Raw genomic sequence first — 19,901 nt, forward strand, 5'->3', positions numbered from 1 at the left:
CCCCTACCCCTTCGGCTTCCAGAGTAGCGGGGTCAATTCCGAAACATCGACATCGCGATGTTCGTCCGGAACTACGCCCAGCATCGGACCGACCCTTGGCACGACTTTGCGCACGACCGGCGCGGCGGTCCAACCTGCGGTCCGCTGATACGCGCTTTCCGCGTTGCCCTTTGGCTCGTCCAGCATGACAATGATTGCATAGCGCGGATTATCCATCGGGAAAGCGGCGGCGAATGTGGAAACGAGGGAGCTTTTGCTATATCCGCCATTGGTCGGTTTTTCCGCAGAGCCTGTCTTGCCGCCAATCCGGTATCCCGGCGCATCGGCTTTCCGGCCCGTGCCATCGGACACGATCATACGCAGCAACTGGCGCATCCGTGCGCTGGTCGCGGCCTTGAATACGCGGCGTCCCTTCGCTTCCTCGTCCGGCTTGACCTTTAACAACGTGGCCGGGCGCCAGATGCCGCCATTGACCAAAGCGGCATATGCGCTTGCCAGATGTAGCGGCGTCACCGCAATGCCGTGACCATAAGCAATCGTCATGTTCGTCAGGCGGCCCCAGCTTTTCGGCCATAAAGGCGCACCCCGCTCCGCGAGTTCAATATGGGGCCGCTCGTCAAAGCCAAGCCGCCGGATCATGTCCTCCATGCCCTTCTGACCCAGATTGTCGGCAATCCGGGCGGTGACAATATTGGAACTGTGAACCAGCGCTTCGGGAACATTGAGAAAACGGTTCTGGCTATGGTCGTCCGAAAGCGTGAAACCGCCAATCCTGATCGGTTGGGTTGCATCATAGCGCACGGCAAGGTCCGTAACCGTTCCGGCATCCAGCGCCGCCGCAACAGTCAGGGGCTTAAAGGTTGATCCCAGCTCAAAGACACTTTGGGTGACTTCATTGGTCTGGTATTTCATGGTCGATTTAAGGATTTTATTGGGATCAAAAACCGGCAGCGAGGCCAGCGCCATCACTTCTCCGGTGTGGACATCCAGTATGACACCCGCCGCGCCGCGGGCCTCAAGAGCAGTCATGGCCGACATCAATTCGCTTTCCAGCGCAGCCTGTACCCGGCTGTCTATCGACAATACTGCCGGCATGCCGCGCAGGCTTTCATCCTTCAGCCGGTCATTCAGGGCACGTTCCATGCCCATTACACCGTCCCCGTCGGCATTGACATAACCCAGAACATGCGCCGCCATATCCCGCTGCGGATACAGCCGTTCGTCTTCCCGTGGAAACTCGATACCGATTTCGCCCAGCGCATGGACCTGCTTGACTTCATTGGGCAGCGCACGTTGTCTCAGATAGGTGGGCCGCGGTCCTTTCAATTTGGACAGAAATTCGGCGGCACTCGTATCGGGGAATATTTCCGCAAGCTGGCGTGACAATATTTCCTTGTCACCCAGAATCCGTTCAGGGACCACGCGAACGGCATAGCCCTGTATGGTACGCGCCAGAGGAACCCCGTTGCGATCGACAATATCACCGCGCGGCGGCACGAAGGCCGCACTGGACCTGCGTTCGGGCTGCGCCTCTTCCAATATGCCAAAGCTGACAAGCCGCCCCACTATTATCGTGAAGACGGCTAGAAATACCAACAGTAAAACCATCAGGCGGAAGTGGGCGTTGGCTGCCACTTCCTTTTGCTTTCCGGAAAACTGCACCTTTCTGCTGTTTGCCAGAAGGGTGGTCATTGGGCGCGAGTCCCAATCTGCTCGATATTCGCTTTAAGCGCCAGCTGCCTGACCAAGCCGTCATCGAGCAACTTTTCCTCCATATTGGCAACACGCGCGGTTCTGGTTTCGCGCAATTCCGCGATAGTGGGCTGAATATCACGAAGCTTCGTATCGTTTGTCGCAACCTGAACAGCGCGAACAGGAGCAAACTCGCTTTCATGCACTTTCGCCGATGCCGAAGGAAAGACCGAACCGATGATTCCGGCGGGCTTTACCTTGTCCATGGTGCTGATTACCGCCACCTTGACCGGCTTTCGCAAGTCCGGGCCGCCAAGGTTGGCAAGCGCCCGCTCCCCGTCAAGATATTGGTCGGCACCCGGCGCGACATAACCATATTCCAGCTTGTTCCAATATTCGAGCTGCCGCAAATTGGCGCGCGCGCTGAACTCGGTTTCCAGATAGCGGATATCCTTCTTGATCGCCACGATCTGATTGTTCGTGCGGGCAAGATCGCTTCGCAAGGTCGCCACGCTAAGCGACAGCGGATAGAGCAAGATCGCGACCAGAAAAACAAGCGCGATCCATCCAATGCCTTCAAGACGTTTAACTGCTAATTTCATTTCACACCTCCCGTCATTGCATTGACTGGTGCGTCGGTACGCACCGCTGATCTCAGGGTGGCGGAGCGGGCTCGGGGATTAGAGTCCTGCTCCGCCCCGGCCGGACGCACCAGTTTGGCTGGTTTGTGAAAGGTGGGTGCCGGCCGTTTTTCGGAAACTTGGGGTAAATGGCGCGAACCGGCGGATTTCTGGCCGCTGCGTTCACGCAGAAAATTTTTGACGATACGATCTTCCAGACTGTGAAAAGTGACGACGGCCAGACGGCCACCGGGTTTCAAGAGGCGTTCTGCTGCTTCCAGCCCGTCTTCCAGCTCGCCTAGCTCGCGGTTGATGTGGATCCGGATCGCCTGAAATGTCCGCGTTGCGGGGTCTTTCTTGTCACCGGGCTTTTGCCCCACCGCCTTGCGAACGATCTGGGCAAGCTCTGACGTACGGGTCAGGGGGCGCGCATTGACAATCGCCTTGGCAATTTTACGGGAACGCCGCTCTTCGCCATAGCGATAGATGACATCGGCAATCTCGTCCTCTTCCGCTTCGTTCAGGAAATCCGCCGCGCTCTGCCCGTCCTGTGACATCCGCATGTCGAGAGGGCCGTCTTTCTGGAACGAGAATCCCCGTTCCGCCTGATCGAGCTGCATGGAAGACACACCGATATCAAGAGTAACACCGTCAATATCTTCTCCGGCCAGCACATCCGCCATTTGCGAATAATAGGCGTGGTGTAAAACCAGCTTGCCGCCAGAGGCTTCGACCAAATGCTGGCCATTGGCAATAGCATCGGGGTCCTGGTCAAAGCCGTGGACTTTCGCGCCCGCCGCGATCATCGCCGTGCTATATCCGCCCGCGCCGAATGTGCCGTCAACATGCGTTTCGCCGGGGGTGATGGCGAGCGCGTCGATGACTTCATTCAACAGAACCGGAATATGGGGTGCGGATGTGGCCGAGGTGGTTTTTTTGGGGGTCATTTCTTTTTCCCCAATTCGCTTAAGTGGAACTCAACCAGCCGTTTATCGACCGGAACATCGTCGGTTGTGTCGAGCAAGGTTTGTGGGTTCCACAGGCAAAATGTCTTGCCGATTCCGTGGAAGATAACGCTGTCTTCCAGACCGCCAATTGCTTGCAGCATCGGGGGCAGGACGAAACGGCCGCTGGCATCGAAGCTCAATTCTTGCAGGGATGAAAATTTGCGAGCTCCGGCAGCATCGCGGTCATAGGGCAGTGACCGGGCGATGGCGATTTCTTCTTCCTTGTCGATTTCCGCTAGCATGTCGATTTTGCGGCTGAGGCCAAAACCGACGAGGCAATCCCATTTCTCATGCTTGCCGAGGCAAAGGATGCGGCCGTCGCTACTGGCGATCAGGTCTTTACGCAGGAATGCGGGCACGGACAGACGACCTTTATCGTCTATCGCGGATATTCCCGATCCTGAATAAGCATAATTGCCCGACACAGCCACCAATCCCTCAACAGTATCGAAAGGCAAATCTTCCCCGCAAGGAGAAGCGCGCAAAGAGCCGCTCCGAAAACATCAGAATCCCAAACAGGAAATTTCACCCCGATAAGAAATAGAGTTATCAGGGGCGAGCCGGGGATGGAAGGGGATTTTACGGGATTTTGCGGGAATTTACGGAGTCATACACCCAAGCAGCTGATTTATAATCATTTTATTTTTATCGTCTTTCTGGGGATTTGGGGAAAACATGGGAAACAAAGCGGGCAGTCCTTGGGAACATGGTAAAAAGCGGGGTTTTTGAATCAGAAGCGAAGCCGGAGTCATTATTTTTTCCACTCTACGAGATGTTCATTTTTGCAAATCGGCAATGAATATATCGACCAGTCGCGGGGCATCCGGCGCGGCGTTTCCGGCTGGCTCACTCCACAACGCATCGTTCAGAAAATCCGCATCGGCCAATATGATCGCATGGCCATCTCCCAAAGCGCACCGCGCCATGACATTGCCCGTACTCAACGCGCAATCGGCCTTATCTTCATCGTGCATTGCCACGGGTTTGAAAGTCCCGATGCCCACCGCTGTTATTCTTGCGCCGGGAAATTGCAATTCGGCGCTGGAAGCCGTGTCATCGGTAATCTGTAATTCCAGCCCCCAATGTCTAAGCAGAGGCGATAGCAAACCCGAAGCCAGCGGCCTGCGCTTGTCGCCCAGCGGATAATCTGTTGGCCATAAAAGCATCGGATCGGTCAGGATGATCGCGTTGCCCCCTGCCCGCACCCATGCATCAACCGCAGCCAGATCGGCAGGGTCCATGGCCGGCGGCTGGACCAGCATAACAATGTCGGTATCGGAAGTTTCCAGCCCGGCAAAACTGTCCACCGCGGCGATATCATAATGCTTTTTCCAATGGACATAGATCGGCGCGGGTGATGCTTTCCCCGCAATAATATTTTCCATCGAGGCGCCGTCACCCCACACGATTGGCAGGCTAGTCATCAACTGGATTTTGACGCGGGGAGTTTCCTGTTCCGACGTGCTGGTCGATGTCGGGCTACATTGTAAAAGCAGCCCCATGATCGCGGCAAGAACCACAAGCAAGACGGCTATCCGTGGTCCCGTGATCCCTGACAATCGCTACCCTTCCCGGTCCATTGGCGCTTCCAGCTTCGGATCGGGTTCAAGATCGGGGACAATAATCTGCACTGGTTTACCGGATTCTGCCGGATTTGATTTGTCCCCTTCCGGTACGCGGGTCGGAGTAACGCCAAGCTCTGCCAAAGGTTCTGACGGGGCGGAAGACGCTTCCTTACCAGGTGTTTTTTGCTCGTCACTTGCGGTTTCGGCCTGAACCACTTCTGTTGCGCTTTGCTCATCACTGGCGCGTTGCAAAACGAAATTGGCGAGGCTGACCAGAAGCAACACAGCGACCAGCCCTATGACGCCCACTTGCACGCGGTACATCGTGTCCTGACGGTCGCCGCTATTCTTCGGTTTCTCAGTCATCATCATTCAGCCACGGGAAGACCGGCAATCCTTTTTCTTTCAACCAGGCCGCATTGTAAAGCGAGGATAAATAGCGGAAACCCGTATCGCACAGGATTGTTACAACCTTGCTGCCCGGGCCCAGTTCCTTGCCCAAAGCAATGGCCCCGGCCACATTAATACCGGATGAAAGGCCAAGGCAAAGCCCCTCGTCCTGAAGCAGGTGCTCAACCCATTTAAGGCCTTCTTCGTCACTGATCCGGTATGGCCGGTCAATCGGCGCATCTTCCAGATTGCCAGTGATACGCCCCTGCCCGATCCCTTCGGCCACGCTGCTGCCTTCGGATTTCAACTCGCCATGGGCATAATAATTATACAAAGCCGCGCCATGCGGGTCAGCCAGACCGATGGTCACGTTTTCATCCTTGGCCTTTAACCCCATACCGACACCGGCAATCGTGCCGCCCGTACCCGCAGCGCAGATAAAGCCATCCACTTTGCCGTCCATCTGCTCCCAGATTTCTTCTGCGGTGGTTTCGATATGCGCGCGGCGGTTGGCGACATTATCAAACTGGTTCGCCCAGACCGCACCTTCTGTCTCTTCGGCAAGGCGGCGGCTGGTATGCACAAAATGCCCAGGATTCGCATAAGGTGCAGCAGGAACCAGAACCAGCTTCGCACCCAGCGCGCGCAGCGTGTCCATTTTCTCCCGGCTTTGGGTTTCCGGCATGACGATGGTCGTCTTGTATCCCTTTGCATTAGCGACCAGCGCTATCCCGATTCCGGTGTTCCCGGCCGTCCCCTCAACAATCATACCGCCGGGCTGTAACTGGCCGCGTTCCTCGGCATCCTGTACGATGAACAGCGCCGCGCGGTCTTTAACAGACGCACCGGGATTGGCAAATTCGCACTTGCCATAAATATCACATCCAGCCTCTGCACTGGGGCCGGCAAGACGAACAAGCGGGGTATTGCCGATCAGGTCGAGCGTATTCTTCACTATAGTCATGTCATCATACATAGTCCGCGTTGCCAATCCCGACAAGCGCGGACAAGTTGCAGGGGTAAAAGAGCAGCTTTAGTAGTATCAGGGCATCAACCGTGACGGGCTAAAACCCGCCCAAAAGCCGCCAATAACCGCGCGCCTATTTGCCCTGTTCCGCCATCAAAGCCCGCACCAGCGGTTGCAGATTTTCATCATAGCGGGCGAGCATCACATGTTCTTCGGCGGTTTCGAAATGCGTCACAAGCTGTTTGCCGTTCCACCAATGCAGAGCGACAGCCGGCGGATCGGCGACGATCATATTGCGGCCATCAGGATTGTCGGGGTCGATCGGGTCCAGATCAAACGCAACCTGCGGCGCGGTGGAGGCGCAGATAGAGAGGCTGGTTCCTTCAAAGCTGGTGGAAACATTACGGTGCAAATGGCCGGTGATCATGCCCTTGATCTGGTCATGGCCCGCGATTGTGTCGGCCAGTCTGCCGACCCACGGTTCATGCGGGTTGGTGTTCATCCATGCAATGCCGCTTTCCACGGGCGGGTGATGGAGCGCCAATATCACCGGCTTGTCCTGTTTCTCCGCCAGTCTATCGGCCAGCCACTTTGCGCGGACCGCGCAAAACGCGCCGCCGTGACGCCCTTCTTCCAACGTGTCGAGGATCAACAGACGCACGGGGCCGTCATCAATTTCATATTGCACGAAACCGTCCACCGTCGGCACTTCCGGAAACTGTTGCCGGAACGGCGCGCGCATGTCGTGATTGCCAAGGCACATATAGACCGGAAACGGCAGGTTCGATAACGCCTTTTCAAGCTGTCGATAGCTTGCCAGATCCCCGCGATCGGTCAGGTCGCCGGTGGCCAGCAAGACATCGGGACGCGGGGTCATCTCGCATAAGAGTTTCAGCGCATGGTCAAGGCGCTTGCGGTTGAATTCCACCGGATTATCGGGGTCGAAACCCAGATGGATATCTGTAACTTGCGCCAACAGCATAGGCACCTTCCCCTGTTTATGTCACCACTAGCGACTGGCAATTTCCTGATCTCGGATCCTTATCCTTAATTTATTTGCCGGTTTCAAAGCGTGACTGTTATTTGCGACCTCATCTGATTTTTTGCGTTTGTCCTTCCGCTGTTCCCTTATCAGCCAGGGCGCACCGTCATCCGCGTGATAGTCATGGCACATCGCGCAGCTCGACGGCACATCGGCGGCTTTCTGAAACTCGCCGCCATGACATTCGCGGCAGGTTTTAATCCCCGGGAGCAACAAATCGCGTGCATCACCGGATGTTGTTGCCGTGTGACAGCTTGTGCAATCTTCCTGCTTGTGAGCGTCGTGGCTGAACCAGCCCTTGTGCATATAGCGGTCTGTCTGCGTCACCGGCTTGATACCATAATCGACCCGTCCGGCAGCAGTTGGCGGCGTCACCCCGTGGCAATCGAAACAGGCACCCCCGCGTGAAAAGACCTGCTGGATAGCCTGATCGGCTCGGCTGGGCCGGAACTGTACAGCGCGTGCATAATCGCTGGCCACGCGGCTGTCATTCCCCTCACCCGGTCGCCGCCGCGCCATACCGCCCAGATTGATGGGCCGTGTCGGGCCAGTAGACCGGTAATAGGCGCGCAGGTCAGCGCGAACCATATCCGGCTCACCGTGGCGCAAGGTCCGCACCGTATTGCCAATCTCGTCAAAGGCTAGGCTGTGACACATGCTGCAATTATCTTCCATATTCACCGGTTTGAACCGCACGCCGTTCGAATCGGGTATATGGCAATCTTTACAATCCAGCGAATCGCCAAAATCAAACTTGGCCGACAAGCGCCGTCCCATTTGTGCGACCCCGCCGGTTTTTGACAGATGGATGTCGTGCGGGAATTTCAGCCCGTTATATTCGGTCGGCTTCTCGTCCAGCGAAACCCGCTTGCGAAGCGGGTTTTTACCACCCGGCTCGACCAGCAATGCAGGACGGAATTGCGGGTGCGCAGTCCCGAAATCAGATGCATTTTCCAACTTGGTATCCGTCAAACGTCCGTCCATTCCATCATGACAATCCGCACAAAATTTTTGCGCAGTCGGTTGCATAGCACCTGCACCCTCATGCTCGGTGTGACATTCGACACACCTGCCGGGGGGTTTGTTAAAAGCAGACGCAAAAGCGGCCCCGATCACTTCCAGCCCTTCCGGCCCGCCTCTGGCCGTTGCCAGCCGTTTTTTGTCGGCATGGTCATGCGCGTCATCTTCGTGGCAGTTCAGACAGGTCTTGTCCTGCACTGTCACAAACGCATCGACGTGACAGGCCTGGCAATCCCCCTCAAGGCTATGATGCGCTTCGCTCAGCGCGCCGGATGTCCACATGGTATCGGCATGGAATCCCTCTGGCCTTTCCTCGACCCCGCGATATGTCGCCCAGGTATAGATCGGCCACACCAAAAAAGCCGCCAGCACCAAAAGGACAAAGCCCCATGCGCTGATCCGCTTTCCGGGCAGCAATCCTTTCAATGTATAGAGTGCGCGCTCTTCCCGTTCTTCGGCGGAATCGGACAAAGCCTCAACCCGCTTGACGGTCAGGATAGCGTCATCGCCATCTTGGCTAACCGCTATGACATGGCCGCCAAAGCCCAGCTCTGCGCCCTCGACCAGATCGATCTTCGCGGACATCCGGTCGCGGCCATCCACCGTGAATTTCTGGCCCGATATGCTTTCAACCTCTATCCGGCCATCATCCAGTTTCCGAATGATCGCATGGTCGGGGCTGACAGCCAGATCGGGCAGGTGGACCGCGTTATGCGCGTTCCGACCAATCCCGATTTGCGCCTCGTCAAACGGATTGGCGCGAATAATCTCTCGCCCGTCGGCAGTGACAGCGATCTGGCGGACTATAAAACTCATCAACTTATCCCCCGCCTACCAGTAAAAGAAAACGCTGATAATATGCGCCGTCAATGACGCGATCAGGGCAAAAGTCATCGGCACATGGATGAAAAGCCAGACCTGTAACAACGCCTTCAACTTCAAATGGCGGCGCACGCGGGCCAGTGTCGCCTCTTTCTTTTCAAGCAGCGCATCAACCTTGTCCAATGGATCATCGCCCCCCATGCGCGGCTGATAAGCGCGCTCGCGCCGCAGATCGGCCTGCGCAATGCGTGTCGCGCAATCCGGATATTTGCCCGAAATCCGTTTCAAAAAGCCTCCGCCAAACGGGTCCTGCTCCAATGATTGCAGGACCAGCGCGGCATGGTCCGCCGATAAAGGCTGCGCTGCCTCATGCAATTGCCGGTCCAGCGAGCGCAGGCTTTCCAGCATCTGCGTCTCTGTCATTTCGTCCCTGTTATTGGAAAGCGCCTGCGGGATCGTGACATAAAAATAAATCCCGAATATGCCCGAAATAATAACCAACATCATGAACGCATAAGCCGCGGTGTGAATGTTCCAGCCAAACTGGAATCCGGTGTGCAGCGTTGCAATGGCGATCAGGCTGAGCCCCAGATAAACATGCGCCGACGTCCATGCCTTGAGCGACCATTTCCCCGGCGTCATCGCCCGCTTTCGTACCCCCAGCATGGTGAGCCAGAGGATCAGCCCCGCGCCGATCGTGCCCAGTGTATAGCCATACCAGCTACCCCCGTTATGGCGCGGCGAAACGTCGATAAACAGATAGCTGACAATACAGACCAGCATGATGAACGAAGCGATTTTCAGCCAGCGGAAACCCGCATGTTTCAAAAACCCGTCATGCATTACGGATTTTTGCCTTGAAATATGGGTGCGCTTCTTTCTTGCGCCGTCATCGCTCACGGGAACAGAGGCCATTACACATCCTCCCGTTCAAGCTTGGCAACGGTAAGAAACTCTTCGGGAGCCACGCGGATCGCCGCACCCGTCGGGCAAGCCCGCACACAGGCCGGACCACCGTTAATACCAGCACACATATCGCATTTAATCGCCTTTTTCGCTTTCTCCGCTGCAGGGTCGCTATTTTCGTCCACCCACTTCTTGTCCGGTTCGCCGGGGCCGGGCCCGAAGCCAAAGAACAACCAGCTAAAGATGCTCGGTTTTTCAGGCGGCACCTTGTCCATGCGGATCACGCCATAAGGGCAATAACGCTGGCAGTTGCCGCATCCGATGCAGGTATCGTCAATAAATACCTCTCCGTCCGGTCCACGGTGAATGGCATCGGGCGGACAGTCGGACATGCAGTGCGGATGCTCGCAGTGGCGGCAACTGGTCGGGACGTGCAAATGTGCATAGGTCCGGCCTGCTTCGCGGTCGAGGCGGGACAAGCCTTCGTGACTGTCGGCGCAGGCTTTTTCGCAATTGTCGCAGCCGACACACAGGTTTTCGTCGATCAGTAAAACGTCCGTCGCCTCGCCAATGCCGTTTTCGACCAAAAAGTTGGCGACGCCGGAATACATGTCGACCACGCCGGAAAAGCTGTCTTTCTTTGCCTCGACAAAGGCGTTGATCCCTTGCCGCGCGGCCATATCTGTCTTTGCCCGGCGCAGCAGATCCGGATGCGCATCGAGCACTTTCTTGAACGCATCGCCCTGTATCTTGATAACTTCGGACTTGATCGCAGCCTTGACCGTAGCTGTCCGCAAGCCTCCTGCGATCAGGGTCATTTCGCCGACATAGGAACCGGCGGGCAGGTAAGACAGGAAGACCGGCTTGCCGCCAATTTCCTTTTCCACCACCATCGAGCCGACACGGATGACGTAAATGTCATTGCCGTCATCGCCTTCGTTGATAATCGGCTCACCCGCGCGGACATTCATGATCTCGCTGGTTTCAACGACCTCAGCAATGCTTTCCTTGGTCAGGCCGGAACCGAACATTTGCAGCAACTGCCGCTCTGTAGAGATGCGGGTAATCGCGCGCTTGGCGGCGGGCACAGAGGCCTGCAATTTCAGCGCAGCCGTGCGCGAAACTTCAATCGCAATCATGTCTTCTGCCGCCCGGATCGTCGCACCGCGGCGGCGACCGGAGATCAGGCCGACTTCCCCAAAGATAGACCCTTCCTCGATCGGAATGACTTTCGATTTGTCATTGGGGTCCACCTCAACCAGCACCGATCCTTGCGCGATGGTGAACAGCGATGAACCCGGATCATTGCGTTCAAAAATGGTCGCCCCTTTACGGTAAGCCCGCGGTTCGCTGTCGAGCATGAATTCACGCATCTGTAGCGGCGACAAATCGTTCAGGATTGTCACTTTCTGGCGGAAAAACTCCAGCCATTCCTCAACTGATCTATTACCGGGAAGCTCAGCAAATTTCTTTTCCAAAATCGGCTCGTCAGCCGGTTTCAGCTCCTTATTGCCGTTAATAAATTCAATGACATCATAGCCTTGATTCATGCAGTGCTTGATCAGCGGATAACCGGCCAGCGCGCCGATGACGTAAATGCCCTTCTTGGTGCTTTCAAACGCCGGGGTCAGCTTGGGATAGGCTTCCCGCTCCTCGCTGGTAAACTCGATCCCGCATTCTTCGACAAATTTGCGCGGCGGGGCGGAACCCATGCGCGCAATGATCCGGTCGCATTTAATCGTTTCCTGCCCGTCGCGGGTTTCAAGGACTAGCTCCCCGTCCCTCACCTCTGCGGGAGTTGTTTCGTTACGGATGATCACCTTGCCTTGCTCACCCGCCTCCATCAACAGCTTCACATTGGCCTTTTTCGCACGGGCAAATTCCGCCGAACGGTTAAGGATGGTGACGATATTATTCTGGGCCGCATCCGCTGCCAGACCCAGCGCGTTTTCTATGCCTGCGTCACCGGAACCGATGACCGTGATATGCTCGTCATAATATTCGCCGGGGTCATCCAACTGATACTGGACCATCTTGTTATCCCCGCCGGGACAGCGCATCAGGTTCGGATTGCCCTGTGTTCCGATGGCCATGACAATCGTTTCGGCAAGAAGTTTATCACCGTTTTTCAAGGTGATAGTAAAATTCCCTTCCTCCCCTTCGATCTTTACCGGTTCGGCATTATATCGGACATTGACGCCACAAGCCTGCGTCTGCGCGTCCCATGTTTCCAGGATCTCCTCACGCTTGCCCGCATCAAAATCCATGTCAGAGCGCAGCACCAACTGGCTTGGCGTCGCCATGACATGCTTGCCCTTTTGATATTTGAAAATCGTATCGGAAAGGTGATCGGTCTTTTCGAGCAGCACGTGAGAAAGTTTCAACTGCGCCGCCCGTCCAGCAGCGCTCATCCCCGCCGGACCGGAACCCACAATCACTACTCGAAACTTATCCGCCACGCGCTATTTTCCCCCTTTGGCCCGTTTTGATCCCCGGCCAGGTCCGTCAACCCTTATACGATTTGCCGGACCGATTTAGTCAGTGTTTAGGCCTAAGCGCGACCCTAAAAGACCTAAGTTACTATTATCTTATCAAAAAGTCTTTGATTTGCCAGTGCAAAATGTCACAGCAAATACAGAAAAATTGCTATTTGCAGTTACGCACGCGTTCGCACTTGATGCAGTGGAAGCGGCGGTGGTAGCAGGACATCCGGCTTTTGCTAGACATCTTTCATAGCGGGTTGGCATAGCGGGCACAAATTTTCAGGGGAAACGGAAAATCCATGAGCGACTTAGAAGCAGCCGATAGCAAGAAATCACCCAATATCAGCCGTATATCGCTGATAATTGCCGCTATTCTGGCCGTTGGCGCCATTGGTGTGCAAGTCTATCGCAGCACGTCCGGAGAGGATGATAGCGCAGGAACGCAGCTTGCCACGAATGAATCCGAACAAGCCCCCAGCGTCGGCGAAGTGATCGCGGGCCTTGAGAAAAAGCTACAGGATAATCCCGATGATGCCGATAGCTGGCGGATGCTAGGCTGGAGCTATTTCGAGACAGGAAAGTTCGCCGAATCCGCCACCGCGATGAAACGCGCCACGACGCTTGATCCGGAAAATCCCGAATATTGGTCAATGCTGGGTGAAGCATTGGTCATGGCCAGCGACGGACAGCAGGTTCCCGATGATGCAGCCGATGCGTTCCGGAAAGCACTGGCACTGGACAAGACCGATCCGCGTGCGCGCTATTTTCTGGCGGTGCAAAAGGATATTTCCGGTGACCATCAAGGCGCGATTAACGACTGGCTGGCCCTGTTAGAGGACACACCCGCCGATGCGCCCTATGCCCAGGATATTAAACGGGTGATCGAACAAGTCGCGGAAAAGGAAAATATCGACGTTGCCGCGCGCCTCGCCAAAGCTGCGCCCGCAGCGCCGACCGGCGGCATCTCCACCGATGGCCCGCGAGTCGCTACCGCCGCGATTCCCGGCCCCAGCCGCGAAGAAATGCAAGCGGCCGCCGCCCTGCCTGCCGGTCAACAGGAAGCGATGATCGACAATATGGTCAATGGCCTTGAACAGCGTCTAAAAAGCAACCCCAATGACGCCAACGGCTGGATCATGCTGATGCGAAGCCGCATGCAACTGGGCCAGACAGCCAAAGCGAAACAGGCGATGACAGACGGACTGGCCGCGTTCCGCAACAATGGCGCAGAGACGAAACGGATCAGGGAAGCGGCAGCGGCGTTGGGGATCTAGCGCTTAGCTTCGCCATTTACCGGAACAAAGGCTCGCCAAAACTGCGTAATTTGCGTGAGTGGAGCGTCCCCGCCTCGGCTTCTTTCGCCAGCAGGTCGATAGTCCGTAAGCCGATGGCCAGATGCTGTCCGACACGTTCCTGATAAAATGCATCTGCCATGCCCGGCAATTTAATCTCCCCGTGCAGCGGCTTGTCTGACGCGCAGAGTAAAGTCCCGTAAGGCACCCGGTAGCGATAGCCATTGGCCGCGACAGTGGCCGATTCCATATCAATGGCGATGGCGCGGGACTGGTTGAGCCGTTTGGCGATCTGGCCAAAGCGCAATTCCCAGTTGCGGTCGCCGGTTGTCACCACTGTACCGGTGCGCAGATGCTGTTTGAGCTGCGAATGGTCGATGCCGGTTTCTTCCTGAACCGCGCGGGTAAGTGCCAGTTGCACCTCCGCAATGGTTGGCAGAGGAATGGCGGGCGGCAACACATCGTCCAGAACATTGTCATCGCGCAAATAAGCATGGGCAAGGACATAATCGCCCAGCCGCTGCGTCCGCCGCAAAGCCCCGCAATGGCCGATCATCAACCAGACATGCGGACGCAGCACCGCAAGATGGTCGGTAATCGTCTTTGCATTGGAAGGCCCCACGCCGATATTGACCAAGGTAACACCGGGGCGCCCTTCCCCGCGGACCAGGTGATAGGCTGGCATTTGCGGCGGCTTGGTAATTTGCGGGCGGGACGGCTCCCCGTCCCGGCGGGTGATCCGGTTGCCCGGCTCGACCAGCATTTCCGCCTTGCCCGATTGCAACTCCTCCAGGCCGAATTCAATAAATTCATCCACATAGCGCTGGTAATTGGTGAAAAGTATAAAGGGCTGAAAATGGTCCGGTTCTGTCGCGCAATAATGGCGGATACGGTGCAGTGAATAATCAACCCGCTCGGCGGTAAACAGCGACAAAGCATTGTCGGCATCGGTCAGAAAAATCTGCCCGCCATCGACAATTTCGTCATTGGTCTTGATGAGATTGGGCGTGTGAAAATGGCGGGGCAGCGCCTCCTTCTGAACCCGGTCCAGATCGCTGGCAGCATTTTCAATCGCGAAGGCTAGCGGTATCGGGGTGTCGGAAAGGCCGACATGGATTTTGGCGGTGAAAACCCTGTTAATCCGCTCCAACTGGTCGAGCAAGTAGCGGCGGTAAAGTTTGGGCTGCGTGATTGTCGTGCTGTAACGGCTGATATCGGATATCCGGCCCGATGCGACATTGCTTGTCTCGGTCGCCTGATCGGCAGGTATTTCAACCGAGATCATCGGATAGACGCCTTGAGCGGTGTCATCCACAGCCAAATCACCCTTGGCATAGCGCGCAAAGCGGCTGCAGACCAAGTCTATCTGTTCCTGGTAAAGCTTTTCAAGAAGCGCAACCGCCGCCGCCGGGCTATCACAAAGCGTCAAAGATTGACGTGGGGAAGAAGCTGTCATTTACTCTCCGTGCACAGTGGTTGGACCATAACCGAAAACGGAGCCAAAGGGAAAGCTAACTCCGTGAAAGGGTCAGAAACCGGATGGCAGCGTTAAATTCCGCTTGCTTGACCGCTCGCGTTGCCACGGCCAGATCATCGCGGCCCCATTGCTGTTCCTGCCACAATTCTTCGAGATTGACGAGCGGCCAGAGCGTATCCGCATCATAAGCCCCCTCAATCAACGCCAGCACCGCGATCAGCGATCCGGACAAACCGACCATGGAAAGCATTGCGGCCAGCGCAAAATCATCCTGTGATTTAACGGCGTCGGACAGTCGCTTTACCGTTTCATCAGGCTGCGACTGGTGCCGGATACCGTGGGTGAGCGTGAAGCTGACATCATAGCGCTGCCGCGCCCAATTTAGCAGTGGGTCCCATTGCGCGACCTGATGCTCTGCCAAGGCCTGTTGATTCTCGTCGGCACGATAATAGAGCATGTCGCTATCCGCAAAGGCGGTGATCCGTCCCAAAATCCGCTCCCGTTCATCGGCCACCTGATCCAGCGCACCTTGGGCCAAAGCGGTTAGCGGCATGGTCACAGGGTCAATCTCCTCGCCCTGCGCTTCCCACTCGGCGACGATAGCATCGGCAAGCGTGGGTGTCGGCAAATGAAGCGGATTGCGAGCGGGGGTTTTAACAGGCCGGCCGTCAAGCTGGATTGCAAAGCGGCCATTAATAGCCGCACTGGTCACGGCTTTATAAAAGCGTTTCATTGTGAATCCAGATCTTTCCTCGCCGCGTCTGCAACCTGCTGCTTCACGAAGGAGCGCACCATTTTCAGCGGCAGGATCCATGTCTGCGCCAGTCCGATGACCACCAGAACATAACCGACTTCGGCTGGAATATTGGCGATCCGCCCAAGCGCAATAGCAATGCCCAGCATCAATATCGCTATGCCGAGCAAGCGAATGATACTGACCATGAAATGCAACCTTTTCGCCTGCTTTTCCTTTTCCGGATCCGCGATATAAATCGGGTCGTCATATTTTTCGGGCTGCTGCTTCATTGGTGCGGTTTCATTGGTTCAGAGTCTCGTATAATTCATCCATGGTCAGCGCGACGGAATGCGCCCCGGCCAAGAGCAGTTCGTCCCGGTCATGATAGCCCCAGTCAACGCCGATGGGCCGCACGCCGGCATTTACGCCCATTTCCATGTCAAAGCTGGTATCGCCGATCATCGCCGTGGTTTCGGTGGTGGCTCCGGCCTCGCTTATCGCAAGTTCAACCATCGCCGGATGCGGTTTTGACGGGTGGCGGTCGGCGGTTTGCAGCGTCACAAAATACTTTGAAAGCCCGTGCACTCCAAGGCAGTGGTTCAGTCCGCGATCCGACTTTCCGGTCGCCACGCCCAGCATCCAGCCATCACGCGCAAGCCGGTCGATCAGGTCAAGCAAACCGTCATAAAGCGGCTCATGCACACCGCCCTGCTGGCGAAGTTCAAAAAATCCGTCCTTATAGGATTGCGTCACCGCTGCGGCCAGTGCGTCATCCTGCTCCGGCAATAATTGCCGCACCGCTTCCTGAAGGCTAAGGCCAACAATTCGCCGCGTCCGGTGATGGTCCGGCGGTATCAGACCATGGGCGACAAAGGCCTGCTCCATAGAAGCACAGATATTGGCCTGACTATCGACCATAGTGCCATCGCAATCAAACAGGGCAAGTTTATTCATATAGCCGAGTTCACTTACGCTTCTGTTTCACTTTATGCGGCAATGCCTTTTTATGGGACGCCTTTCCAGCATCGGCGCGGGGCCGCTTGGACGGCTTCCCGGCCTTGACCGGCTGGCCTTCATTTTCACCGCGCGCGCGCCGCTCGCCGCGTTTATCCTTGCGAATCTGTTTGGCATGGGCGCGTGCATGCTGTTTACGAACAGCCTTGCCACCGGGCTTTTCCTCGTCCAGCGGCAAATCGCCCAGTGCAAGGTCAAGGCCCAGATTCTCTATGGTATCGGCAAAGTGGTCCGGTAAATCCGCCGTAACATCAAGCTTGTGACCATCGGGATGCTCGATCCGCAATCGCCGGGCATGGAGGTGCATTTTCCGGCTGATCGCGCCGGTCAGAAAAGCTTCTTTCCCGCCATATTTCCCGTCACCCAATATCGGGTGCCCGATTGCCGCCATATGAACGCGAAGCTGGTGTGTGCGGCCTGTAAATGGCTGTAACTCGACCCAGCAAGCGCGGTTTCCGGCACGTTCGATAATCCGGTAACGGGTTTTGGCGGCTTGTCCGTTTTCCTCATCCACATGCATTTTCTCACCGCCCGAACCCGGCTGTTTTGACAGCGGCAAGTCTATTATGCCGTCGGCGATGTCCGGCACGCCCATGACAATCGCCCAATAAATTTTGCGCGCTGTGCGTCCGGAAAAACGTTTGGAGAAAAAGGAAGCCGCTCCGGGCGAGCGCGCCAGAAGGATCACGCCGCTTGTATCCTTATCAAGCCGGTGCACCAGCTTGGGCCGCGATTTCGCATCATAGGTCAGCGCGTCAAGCAAACCATCAAGATGCGTGTTTGTCTTGCTGCCGCCCTGCGTCGCCAATCCCGGCGGTTTGTTGACCACGATCGCCGCTTTATCTTTGTGAATGACCAGTTCTTGCGCGAAATCAATCTGGTCCTGTGACAGATCGGTGCGCGCTTTGACTACGCGGCCAGGACGCTCAATCTCGGCGGGCGGGACGCGGATGATTTGACCGGCATTGACCCGGTCGCCGGGGCTGACCCGCTTTCCGTCAAGTCGCAATTGCCCGGTCCGTGACCAGCGCGACACGACGTTAAATGGCACATCTTCCATATGACGTTTGAACCAGCGATCAATGCGGATATCATCATCATCGGGAGACACCGTAAACTGCCGGACATCCAGCACTTTCAGCGCCTGCTTCTGCTCTTTCAGTTTACCTTGCCCTTGCGGCTTTTCGTCTTCGGAGCCGCTTTCGGCAGTGGGATCAAATGTCGTCATGCTAATACCCTTACCGCTATCAAGCCTGCAAATAGCGCAATCACCGAACCGGCAACGGACAGCAATGCATAACCCAGAGCAATGCCCCAATTTCCGCGTTCGATCATATTCAAAACTTCCAAACTAAATGCCGAAAAGGTCGTAAACCCGCCCAGCAAACCGACGCCAAGCAACAATCGCCAAGGCTCATCGGGAAAATCACTGCGTGCCAGCACTCCCGCCAACACGCCCATTAACAACCCGCCCAGTAAATTGGCGATCAAGGTGCCAAATGGAAAGCCCGGCCCAACCCAATGAAAAACCAGCCGACCCAAATTATAACGCGCCGCTGCGCCAACCGCGCCGCCAGCCATGACAAGAAGGGTTGCGTTCATAAAATTGCCTTAGTCGGCTTGCGGTGATTTTCCAAGCATATCATGCACCAGCCAAAGCCGGATCGCCGTTGCCAGCCCCGGCGGCTCGGCAGCATCCACCCGCAGAACGTCAATCTGCGCCACCAACGCGTTGATCGGCAGCCCGCGCTTTTCCGCAGATGTTTTAAGCATTTCCCAGAATAACGGCTCCAGCGTGATGGATGTCTGATGCCCCGCTATCGTTATACTCCGCTTCACCGGCGGATGGAACATGTCATCCCGGCCTAAATCCATCCGGACAGTTCCCGGCGCACCAGATTATCAAGCAGGTTTATTCCGTCTTCGCTATCATTCAGGCAAGGGATCAGTGCAAAGCGTTCACCGCCTGCAGCTTCAAAATCCTCTTTGCCGCGTATCCCCAGCTCTTCGGTAGTTTCCAGGCAATCGCTGGAAAATCCTGGTGCAAAAATCGCGACCTTTTTCTTGCCTTCCTGCGCCAGTTTTTCAAGCATCATGTCCGTCGAGGGTTCGAGCCATTTTGCCGGACCAAAGCGTGACTGAAAAGATATTACCAGTTCCCGCCCCATCGCCTCCGACAATAGCCGTGTGGTCTTTTGGCAGTGGCAATGATAGGGATCGCCGAGCTCCAGTGTCCGCTTGGGCATGCCGTGGAAGCTCGCAATGATGGCATCCGGTTCAAAATCAAGAGCGGCCAGCGCGGATTCCACACTGGATTTCAGCGCGCCGATATAGGCAGCATCATCATGATATGGGGGCAACATGCGGATCGCGGGCTGCCAGCGCATTGCCTTCACCGCATCAAAAACAGCATCATTCACGCTGGCCGTTGTTGCTCCGCTATATTGTGGATAGAGCGGCGCAACCAATATCCGGTCACAGCCGGCATCTTTCATTGCCTGCAATCGGCTGGCGATGCTGGGATTGCCATATCGCATCGCCCAGTCAACCTGGACTTTATCGCCATATTTCACCGCCAACGCCTCTGCCTGACGCCGTGTATATACGGCAAGCGGCGACCCTTCATCCATCCAGACCTGACCATAGGCATGAGCTGATTTTTTGGGGCGTGTGTTCAAAATAATCCCGCGCAATATAGGTTGCCAGATTATATCGGGTATTTCCACGACACGCTTGTCGGATAGAAATTCCTTCAAATACCGCTTAACTGCCTTTTTATCGGGCGCATCCGGTGTGCCCAGATTGACAAGCAACAAGCCAATTTTTCCGGTTTTCACGTCTGGATGTTGATCAGGTTTGTGCATATTC

The 19,901-nt window shown here is 56.1% G+C and carries 20 protein-coding genes; 1 reads left to right on the forward strand and 19 read right to left on the reverse strand.

Annotated features, from left to right (window positions below; translation table 11 throughout):
- Positions 1-3: 3 nt before the first annotated feature.
- The 11 genes from VIN76_RS11960 to VIN76_RS12010 all read right to left on the reverse strand — a co-directional run bounded on the left by VIN76_RS11960 (position 4) and on the right by VIN76_RS12010 (position 12,442).
- On the reverse strand, positions 4-1,692 hold the full coding sequence (locus VIN76_RS11960; protein ID WP_332042082.1) for a penicillin-binding protein 2: 1,689 nt from the start codon (positions 1,690-1,692) through the stop codon (positions 4-6).
- Positions 1,689-2,294 (reverse strand): hypothetical protein, encoded by a 606-nt coding sequence (locus VIN76_RS11965; RefSeq protein WP_332042083.1) that lies wholly within the window; start codon positions 2,292-2,294, stop codon positions 1,689-1,691. Before VIN76_RS11965 ends, VIN76_RS11960 begins: the two co-directional genes overlap by 4 nt.
- Positions 2,291-3,259: a 16S rRNA (cytosine(1402)-N(4))-methyltransferase RsmH gene (gene rsmH / locus VIN76_RS11970; RefSeq protein WP_332042084.1), complete on the reverse strand. Its 969-nt coding sequence runs from the start codon at positions 3,257-3,259 to the stop codon at positions 2,291-2,293. Before rsmH ends, VIN76_RS11965 begins: the two co-directional genes overlap by 4 nt.
- A complete protein-coding gene (locus VIN76_RS11975; RefSeq protein WP_332042085.1) occupies positions 3,256-3,804 on the reverse strand; it encodes a division/cell wall cluster transcriptional repressor MraZ in 549 nt (182 codons plus the stop codon). The genes rsmH and VIN76_RS11975 overlap by 4 nt, the downstream gene beginning before the upstream one ends.
- Before the next feature lie 291 nt (positions 3,805-4,095).
- A complete protein-coding gene (locus tag VIN76_RS11980) occupies positions 4,096-4,878 on the reverse strand; it encodes a Gldg family protein (RefSeq protein WP_332042086.1) in 783 nt (260 codons plus the stop codon).
- A 3-nt stretch (positions 4,879-4,881) separates the two neighbouring features.
- Positions 4,882-5,250 carry a hypothetical protein gene (locus VIN76_RS11985; protein ID WP_332042087.1) on the reverse strand — a complete coding sequence of 123 codons (369 nt, stop codon included), beginning with the start codon at positions 5,248-5,250 and terminating at the stop codon, positions 4,882-4,884.
- Positions 5,243-6,250: a cysteine synthase A gene (locus VIN76_RS11990; protein WP_414696354.1), complete on the reverse strand. Its 1,008-nt coding sequence runs from the start codon at positions 6,248-6,250 to the stop codon at positions 5,243-5,245. Before VIN76_RS11990 ends, VIN76_RS11985 begins: the two co-directional genes overlap by 8 nt.
- A 124-nt stretch (positions 6,251-6,374) precedes the next feature.
- Entirely contained in the window at positions 6,375-7,223 is an 849-nt protein-coding gene (locus VIN76_RS11995; RefSeq protein ID WP_332042088.1) for a phosphodiesterase, read from the reverse strand.
- A gap of 27 nt (positions 7,224-7,250) precedes the next feature.
- A complete protein-coding gene (locus VIN76_RS12000) occupies positions 7,251-9,119 on the reverse strand; it encodes a cytochrome c3 family protein (RefSeq protein ID WP_332042089.1) in 1,869 nt (622 codons plus the stop codon).
- A gap of 15 nt (positions 9,120-9,134) precedes the next feature.
- On the reverse strand, positions 9,135-9,968 hold the full coding sequence (locus tag VIN76_RS12005) for a hypothetical protein (RefSeq protein ID WP_332042318.1): 834 nt from the start codon (positions 9,966-9,968) through the stop codon (positions 9,135-9,137).
- Between the two features lie 71 nt (positions 9,969-10,039).
- A complete protein-coding gene (locus VIN76_RS12010; RefSeq protein ID WP_414696363.1) occupies positions 10,040-12,442 on the reverse strand; it encodes a cyclic nucleotide-binding domain-containing protein in 2,403 nt (800 codons plus the stop codon).
- Between the two features lie 371 nt (positions 12,443-12,813).
- On the opposite strand from VIN76_RS12010, the gene VIN76_RS12015 reads away from it, so the two are divergent.
- On the forward strand, positions 12,814-13,788 hold the full coding sequence (locus VIN76_RS12015; RefSeq protein WP_332042091.1) for a tetratricopeptide repeat protein: 975 nt from the start codon (positions 12,814-12,816) through the stop codon (positions 13,786-13,788).
- A gap of 16 nt (positions 13,789-13,804) precedes the next feature.
- On the opposite strand, the gene VIN76_RS12020 is transcribed toward VIN76_RS12015, so the two are convergent.
- The 8 genes from VIN76_RS12020 to hemH are packed head-to-tail and all read right to left on the reverse strand — an operon-like array spanning position 13,805 to position 19,897.
- Entirely contained in the window at positions 13,805-15,262 is a 1,458-nt protein-coding gene (locus VIN76_RS12020) for an AMP nucleosidase (protein ID WP_332042092.1), read from the reverse strand.
- 55 nt (positions 15,263-15,317) lie between these two features.
- Entirely contained in the window at positions 15,318-16,016 is a 699-nt protein-coding gene (locus tag VIN76_RS12025) for an ATP12 family chaperone protein (protein WP_332042093.1), read from the reverse strand.
- Entirely contained in the window at positions 16,013-16,309 is a 297-nt protein-coding gene (locus VIN76_RS12030) for a hypothetical protein (RefSeq protein ID WP_332042094.1), read from the reverse strand. The genes VIN76_RS12025 and VIN76_RS12030 overlap by 4 nt, the downstream gene beginning before the upstream one ends.
- A 10-nt stretch (positions 16,310-16,319) precedes the next feature.
- Positions 16,320-16,973 (reverse strand): HAD-IA family hydrolase, encoded by a 654-nt coding sequence (locus VIN76_RS12035; RefSeq protein ID WP_332042095.1) that lies wholly within the window; start codon positions 16,971-16,973, stop codon positions 16,320-16,322.
- Positions 16,974-16,983: 10 nt separating this feature from the next.
- Positions 16,984-18,261 carry an RluA family pseudouridine synthase gene (locus tag VIN76_RS12040; RefSeq protein WP_332042096.1) on the reverse strand — a complete coding sequence of 426 codons (1,278 nt, stop codon included), beginning with the start codon at positions 18,259-18,261 and terminating at the stop codon, positions 16,984-16,986.
- Complete coding sequence (crcB, locus tag VIN76_RS12045; RefSeq protein WP_332042097.1) at positions 18,258-18,635, reverse strand: fluoride efflux transporter CrcB; 378 nt, start codon at positions 18,633-18,635, stop codon at positions 18,258-18,260. Before crcB ends, VIN76_RS12040 begins: the two co-directional genes overlap by 4 nt.
- A gap of 9 nt (positions 18,636-18,644) precedes the next feature.
- Positions 18,645-18,908: a ribbon-helix-helix domain-containing protein gene (locus VIN76_RS12050; protein WP_332042098.1), complete on the reverse strand. Its 264-nt coding sequence runs from the start codon at positions 18,906-18,908 to the stop codon at positions 18,645-18,647.
- Positions 18,899-19,897 carry a ferrochelatase gene (gene hemH / locus VIN76_RS12055; RefSeq protein WP_332042099.1) on the reverse strand — a complete coding sequence of 333 codons (999 nt, stop codon included), beginning with the start codon at positions 19,895-19,897 and terminating at the stop codon, positions 18,899-18,901. The genes VIN76_RS12050 and hemH overlap by 10 nt, the downstream gene beginning before the upstream one ends.
- Positions 19,898-19,901: the final 4 nt, after the last annotated feature.

It is taken from the genome of Parasphingorhabdus sp. (assembly GCF_036568145.1).
GTDB lineage: Bacteria > Pseudomonadota > Alphaproteobacteria > Sphingomonadales > Sphingomonadaceae > Parasphingorhabdus.